6 protein-coding genes and 1 pseudogene are annotated in these 6,684 nt (G+C 67.2%); 2 read left to right on the top strand and 5 right to left on the bottom strand.

The window, feature by feature from the left end:
• A pseudogene (locus tag ACWDSI_RS06560) lies at positions 1–426 on the top strand (hypothetical protein); the annotation flags it as partial.
• 18 nt (positions 427–444) lie between these two features.
• On the opposite strand, the gene ACWDSI_RS06555 reads toward ACWDSI_RS06560, so the two are convergent.
• The 4 genes from ACWDSI_RS06555 to ACWDSI_RS06540 all read right to left on the bottom strand — a co-directional run bounded on the left by ACWDSI_RS06555 (position 445) and on the right by ACWDSI_RS06540 (position 5,018).
• Positions 445–987, bottom strand: coding sequence for a ferritin (locus tag ACWDSI_RS06555; protein WP_449748447.1), 543 nt, complete (start codon positions 985–987; stop codon positions 445–447).
• Between the two features lie 89 nt (positions 988–1,076).
• Complete coding sequence (locus tag ACWDSI_RS06550) at positions 1,077–2,363, bottom strand: LCP family protein (protein ID WP_449756032.1); 1,287 nt, start codon at positions 2,361–2,363, stop codon at positions 1,077–1,079.
• A gap of 456 nt (positions 2,364–2,819) precedes the next feature.
• Positions 2,820–3,644: a CPBP family intramembrane glutamic endopeptidase gene (locus tag ACWDSI_RS06545; protein WP_449748449.1), complete on the bottom strand. Its 825-nt coding sequence runs from the start codon at positions 3,642–3,644 to the stop codon at positions 2,820–2,822.
• Between the two features lie 39 nt (positions 3,645–3,683).
• The gene (locus ACWDSI_RS06540) at positions 3,684–5,018 is read right to left on the bottom strand and encodes a hypothetical protein (protein ID WP_449756031.1); all 1,335 of its coding nucleotides are present in this window, start codon (positions 5,016–5,018) and stop codon (positions 3,684–3,686) included.
• A 75-nt stretch (positions 5,019–5,093) separates the two neighbouring features.
• Between ACWDSI_RS06540 and ACWDSI_RS06535 the strand changes: the two genes are divergently transcribed.
• A complete protein-coding gene (locus ACWDSI_RS06535; RefSeq protein WP_449756030.1) occupies positions 5,094–5,714 on the top strand; it encodes a TetR/AcrR family transcriptional regulator in 621 nt (206 codons plus the stop codon).
• A gap of 53 nt (positions 5,715–5,767) precedes the next feature.
• On the opposite strand, the gene ACWDSI_RS06530 is transcribed toward ACWDSI_RS06535, so the two are convergent.
• Positions 5,768–6,544: a DUF2470 domain-containing protein gene (locus ACWDSI_RS06530; protein ID WP_449756029.1), complete on the bottom strand. Its 777-nt coding sequence runs from the start codon at positions 6,542–6,544 to the stop codon at positions 5,768–5,770.
• Positions 6,545–6,684 lie beyond the last annotated feature (140 nt).

Below are 6,684 nucleotides of genomic sequence, written 5' to 3'. Positions count from 1 at the left end.
AATCCCATGGTCGGCCCCAACCCCGGCCAATACACCACCCGCATCATCGACGACGGCCCCGACACCGGCCGCGTGGCCTGGCAACTCAACACCCAACCCGGCATGCCCGCCAACCCCGAACACATCAACCGCCACCCCGACATCGGCGCCGTATTCGCCGACACCCTCGATGCCGTCCGCGCCGACATCCACGGCCCACCCCCCGAGCAGCATTCGCCACCAGACGATCCACCCACCACACCCGACGAGGGCCTACCCGACGAGCCCCCACCCGCACACGAATCCGACATCGAATCCGAGATCGAAACCACCCTGGAATCGATGCTCTACCACCAACTGATCGCACACATCTCCACCCACAGCCACGTCACCTACACCCACACCCCCGACGGAACCGACATCGTCCGACTCCACCACGCCGGATAGCTCCAGAGTGCGGCCGGGTCAGAGGTTGCCGCCCGCCGCCGGTGGGGCGGCTGCCGCGGCCGATGCGGTCGAGTTGAATTCGCGCTCGACGAAGTTCTCCAGGTCGAACAGGTTGCCTTGTGCGCGTTCGGCGATTGTCTGCAGCGTGGTCATCGTGGCCACCTCCTCCACCTGCTCCTTGAGGAACCATTGCATGAACTGCTCGCCGAGGTAGTCACCCGAATCGCGGGCCGACTTGGCCAGGTCGACGATCTGCTGGGTGACCGAACGCTCCTGCGCCAGTGCCAGCTCGATCGGCGACTTGTAGTCGCTGAAAGTGGTTCGCGGCGGCTCGATCCCGGGAATCTCGACGTCCATGTCGCGATCCAGGAAGTACTGCACGATCATCATCGCGTGATTGCGTTCCTCGACGGCCTGCGAGTAGAAGTGCTTGGCCAACTGCGGCATGTCGTGGTTGTCGTAGTACACGGCCACCGCGATGTACTGCTGTGAGGCGAAGAACTCGTGGCCGATCTGGTCGTGGAGCAATTGGTGGAACTTGGTGCGCTCGGTACCGGTCATCTGTCTGATGGTATCGGCTCTCATGCGGCCGGAAAGATCAGTCATGGCTTACTGAGGCCAGGCTGGGCTTCGATGGGGCTGGGCCCCGGTCAGCCGATGGCGCCGCCGTTGTTGGAGATCAGATCCTCCGGGATCCGTTGGCCCGAGCGGATACTGGCGAAGAACCGTTCGGTGTCGTCGTCGACCAGCAGGGAGTCGCCGTCGTCGGTGGATGCCGAGCCGCCGTTCGGTGTGGTGGTGGTGATGGGGTCGCTGCGTAGCCACCACGCCAGGAAGGCCAGATTCCAGATGTGGGTGCTCTCGTCGACGGTGAGACTGTCGGCCGCTCCGCTGACGAACGGGAACAGCCGGAATGGGTTGAGCAGCACCGATGGACTGGTGGCCTTCGCCATCAGTGCGGCGAGGAACTTGCGTTGATTGACGACGCGCTCGAGGTCGGCGTTGGGGAAGGCTCGGGTGCGAACCAATCCGAGCGCCTGACGGCCGTTGAGTTTCTGGCATCCCTTGGGCAGGTTGAGGCCGGCCTTGGGGTCGTTCAGTGGCTGATCGAGGCAGATGGTCACTCCGCCAACGGAATCCACCAGGGTGTCGAAGCCGCCGAACCCGATCTCGGCAAAATGGTCGATGCGGATACCCGACAACTGTTCGACCGTCCGGGTGAGCAGCTGCGGGCCGCCGAAGTTGTAGGCGGCGTTGATCTTGTGTTGTCCCTGACCGGGAATCGGCACGTAGAGGTCGCGCGGGATGCTGATCAGCGCAGCCTTTCCCGACGGGGGCTTGTACACGAGCATGATGGTGTCGGTGCGGGACCCATCGCTGTCTCCGGTGGACAGGTCACGTTTCTGTTCGGCGGACAGATCCGAGCGGGAGTCGCTGCCGACGATGAGCCATGTGGTGCCGGGGGTGTCGGCGGGTCGCCCGGCGTAGCTCGGCAGCGCGTCGACCCGATTCAGCTGGCTGTCGTAGTAGAAGAGCAAACCGACCGTGCCGAGCACGATGACGAGCAACAGGATGAGGATGATGCGGCCCACGCGCCGCGGCCGGCGTAGCCGCGGCAGCCGGGCCCGCCGCCGCGGTGCGGGTGCAGGCGGTTCGGCGGGTCGGGTACCTCGTCGCGGTGACCTCGGCGGCGCGGCCGATCCTGCACGCGATCCGTCTCTGTGACGATCGGGTTCCCTGTTCGGTACGCGTTCACGCGGCACCGGCTCAGGCTTCTGGGTGGGCGCGTAGCCCACGGCCCCCGCCGACGCTCCGCCTCTCGTCGACCTGCCCGCCGCGGCCGACCCGCCCGGCGCGGCCGACCAGGCGCGAGGCGGGTGATAGTCGTCGTGGCGGCGCGGTGGCGTGCGCCGGGTGGGGTCGTCGCCGCCGGACATGACGGTCGGCGGCTCCGGCGGCAACGTCCGCTCGCTCCGGTGCACCGGTGGTCGTCGCTCCGGCGGCACCCGTGCGGGTGGTACACGCGGAGGCGGCATTCGGGGAGGCGGTACATGTCGGGTCGGGTCAGACGAGCCGTCCCGTCGCGTCTGCTGTCCGGGCGCCGAGTTTCTGGGCGCCGAGTGCCTGGGTGACTGATTTCCGGGCATCTGTCCCGGCATCGCATTCCTGGGCGGCTCTTGTCTCGGCGGCTCTTGTCTCGGCGGCTGATATCCCGGCGGCTGGTCTCGGGGCATCGAATGGCGGTGTGGCGGGGGTGGGGGAGCCGGATTGCGGCCAGGTGGGGGAGACGCAGCGCCGCCGCTGCGTCGCACCTGGCGCGGATCTGGCTCGTTCATCCCATCAAATGTACGCATGGCCCTTGCGCCGACCCGTCATTCAGGCAGCGGAGCATTTCAGCCCACCCAGCCGAGATGGTCGTGCAGCAGGGCATATCCGACAAAGGCCACCACATCCATCAGCGTGTGCGCGATCACCAGCGGCCACACCCGCGCCGTCAGCTGGAAATACCGTCCGAACACCACACCCATCGCGAGATTGCCCAGCCCGGCACCCACACCTTGATACAGGTGATAGCCGCCGCGCAGCACCGCGCTCGCGGCCAGCGACGAATTCTCCCCCCAGCCGAGTTGGCGCAACCGCGTGATGAAGTAGGCCACGACGACGATCTCCTCGGCCGCGGCGTTGCCGGCGGCGAGCAGCACCCACATCGGCCACCGCCACCACGCGCCCTCGACCTCACTGGGCACGAGATGGGCATTGGCGCCCAGCGCGCGGGCCAGTGCCACCAGGCCGAGACCGGGCAGTCCCACCGCAGCGGCCAGCAGTAGTCCCGGCGGCACGTCACGGCCGCGCGGTGGCCACGTCAACCCGACGCTGCGTAGACGTACCCCGCCGCGCCAGAGCAGATAGACACCCAATCCGGCGATCGCGACCAGCCGGACAACGCTCATCACCTGCCGGATCAGATCGATGGTCGATATGTCCGACCGGCGGGGGTTGAGTGCGACGGTCGCATTGCCCACGCCGCCCGCCATCTGCAGCTCGATGAGCGACAGCACCGCCGACAATGCCGAGAAGGCGAAGGTCAGCACGCCGACGATGACGAGCTCGACGATCAGCGCGCGGCGTTGCGTCCGATCATCGACGACCTCGACAACGCGCTGTTCCGGCGGCTGCAGTACCGCTCGCACCCGTCGGCTACGGCTACGTTCGGGCATGCAGAGCAGCGTAGCGACGAGGGTGGGATGGTGACGGGCTCAGGGCTGCCCGGCAGGCTTCGGGCACGCCGCACCCGGGAACGCCGGGATGCCGCGTCGGCAACCAACCGCGGTCACCGCGCCCAACCGCCGCGGACCGTCTTTCACCTGAAGCGCCAGCGTCAGCTCGTCGAGCACCGAATCGCGGGTCTCCGGATTCGTGGCCGTCGTAGCGAGGACGCCCCGAGCGCGTGCGAGTTCGACGAGCGCGTCGTAGACCGCGGGGAGCGCGGCCGACGTGGTGCGGTCGGGCGCGTCGAGCGAGTCGAACGGCACACCGGTTTCGTATGCGTGCCGCAGTGCATGAACTCCCTGATCGCACTCGGGATTGTTGAGGTCGACGACGAATCCGCCGAACTGTGTGCTCGGTGCCCTGATCCCCGAAGCGTCGAGGCAACGATGGTGCGATATCCGATCGGCGAGTGAATGCACGTAGATCCCCGCCCGGGCCTCGGGACCGTGGGGGCCGATGTAGCTGTCGAATTGGCCGGAGCGAATCGAACCGGACACGACCTGTGCCCCGGTTGATGTCGCGAACGGGATGGCTGCGGTCGACATGACGCTCAGCAGTCCGACGATGGGCACCGATCTTCCCGAAGTGTCTGTGTAGCAACGATTCCCGCTGGTGTAGTCCGCGTTCACCGAAGGGAGCGTGAGTCCCCCGGTGCACAGCGGCACCGAGGTTCCGGCACCGGCCAGAGCCCATCGGCGCAGGCCTGCGATCACGGGCTCGGTGCGTGCCGAGGTGACGGGATGCAATCCGTCGACCGGATGGCCGGTGGCCATCGGCACGGGAAAGTGGATGAGCAGACCGCCGGTGGGAAAGTTGGTGCGTACCAGACCGCTGATGTCCCGCGTGGTGCGCGCCGCAGCGTCGGGAACCGGTGTGCCGTCGGGGAACTTGGGGGTGAACGTGCCCAGATCGGTGGCCTCGTCGTATGCGGCGATCCAATACGCCGCGCTCGGATCGAACCCGACGGCCCGCGCCATGATGTAGGTCGAGTCGGTGTGTATGAGACTCCTTGCGCCACGCGGATTACGGGATGAGACGACTGTCGTGGTCACCACTTGTGCGAGACAAGTGGGCGGCACCGGTTCGTGCAGGGGGCAGTCCGCCGGCAGCGGTGTGCAGTTGTCGTCGTGGGCACCGGCGTAGCAGTAGTCCTCGGCGAACGCGTGCGCCCGTGGGGTGGTGCCGGCCATGATGCCGAGTGTTGCGGCAACGATCAGGGCGGTGAGCCACACCGTCCGCGCTCCTATGGCGCCGCGACGTACGCGGTATGAGTGCGGATGCGATGTGGTACCGACCGGCTTCACGTTCGGACTGCGAGTCACGAACTGAATGATTTATGAAAAGAGTCAGTTGTGCAACCGTTCGGGTCAGGGGGTTCGCATCGATAGACTGGGCCGGTGTCCATCGCAAGCACGCCTGCGGATTCGCGAGAAAGTGGGTCGCGGGCGTCCACGCGTGATCGATTGCTCGACGTGGCTGCGGCGCACTTCGCCGGCAACGGCTTCCGCCACACGTCGCTGGCCGCTGTGGCTCGCGAGCTGTCGATCACGCCGTCGGCGATCTATTTTCATTTCGCGAGCAAGGAGCAGTTGTTCTTTGCCGCCTACGATCGGCAGGCGGCGATGCTGGCCGATGCCGTGTTCACCGAGGACCCGGAGGCCGTCGGTGACGGGTATCTGAAGGCGCTACTGCTCTCGCTGCTGGCGGCGATGCCGGACTATCCGCTGGTCATGCGCGTTGTCCGTGGCGACGAGCCGGAACTTCTTCCTCGGCTGACGAACGGCGAGGTATCGCGTCGGCTGCGCACCGCGATCGCGGTGTCCTTGGACTACGGACAGCGGGCGGGCCGTGTGCGCGGCGAGATCGATGTGGAGCGGGTGTCGCTGGGGCTCGAGTCGATCATGATGGCGTTGCTGCTGACCGCGGTGCAGACCGGAGGGGTCGGCATGGAAGTTCGCGGCGATGCGATCTCCGATGTCATCCGCCTGGCAATCGCGAGCGAGCCGCCGGGTCGGTGAGGCCGCAGCCGTGCGATCCCGCAGCCGTGCGATCCCGCAGACGAGTGATTCAGTCAGTCGGGCAGGCTGTTGAGAAACGGGCACCCGGCCAGGGTGCGCAGTGCCCGGGAGAGTTCGGCGACGTCGCCGACAGGCCGACCGAACGGCAGCCGGACGTCGGAATCCCCGGTCGAACCCTCCACGCGGAAGCGGATGCCGAATCGATCGAGTCCCAGTGGCCGCACCCGGCCCTGGCGCAGGTGGCGGGGCAGTTTGCGGGCCAGCCGCTCGATCACGTCGGAGTGTGCGGCGTCGAGGTGGCTGATCCAGTCGTGCTCGTATTCCCAGAACGGGTCGGGGGCCGCGCAGGCGAGGTCGGCGGGGGCCACCGATCCCGCGCCCGCCCCGCTGGCGACCACTGCGGTGTCGATCTGCAGGCGCATCATCGAACGGCCGTGACCGATGTCGAGCAGTTCCTCGTCGGGATGGTCGGCGGCGATTTCGATGGCCAGTTCGCGCTCGAGGTCGCGCGGCACCGAGTGCAGGGTGCCGTTCAACCAGATGAACGAGCGCACCCGCTCCCGCAGGTCGATCGGCGCGCAATCGGTCACCTCCAGCATTGCCGGCAACCCGTCGGGCGCGGTGTCGGCGGCGGTCATGGCCGGCGAATCCGTCGGGACGAGTACGAAGGCCTGGGTGTCGAAGAGATGCACCAATCCGGCCGGGGCGGGGGACGCGAGTTCGGTCGACGGATCGGGGGTTTCGACGGCCAGCATGGCGCTGCCCGCTCGGCGGCACGCGGTGGCGATCACCTCGGCGTCCGACGGTCGGTCGGTGACGGCTCGTGTCATGCGATGCTCACTCCCAGCGGTATGCGCCTCACAGGCGTGCAGGTGAAGGCAATGTAGGTAACCCTAACCTAAAGCCAAGTCGCGGGTGGCGTCAACGCCTGCGGGCCCGCGCAGCGGTTGTCCTCGACTAAACTCTTGTC

The sequence above is a fragment of the Gordonia sp. NPDC003429 genome, from assembly GCF_053588575.1.
This window is presented reverse-complemented; position numbering and strand designations above follow the sequence as displayed.

What these genes read in the sequence shown, in the direction of transcription:
- ACWDSI_RS06555 (WP_449748447.1), bottom strand. Translation starts at nt 987, where the DNA reads ATGACCGGTACCGAGCGCACCAAGTTCCACCAATTGCTCCACGACCAG.
- ACWDSI_RS06550 (WP_449756032.1), bottom strand. Translation starts at nt 2,363, where the DNA reads ATGTCCGGCGGCGACGACCCCACCCGGCGCACGCCACCGCGCCGCCAC.
- ACWDSI_RS06545 (WP_449748449.1), bottom strand. Translation starts at nt 3,644, where the DNA reads ATGCCCGAACGTAGCCGTAGCCGACGGGTGCGAGCGGTACTGCAGCCG.
- ACWDSI_RS06530 (WP_449756029.1), bottom strand. Translation starts at nt 6,544, where the DNA reads ATGACACGAGCCGTCACCGACCGACCGTCGGACGCCGAGGTGATCGCC.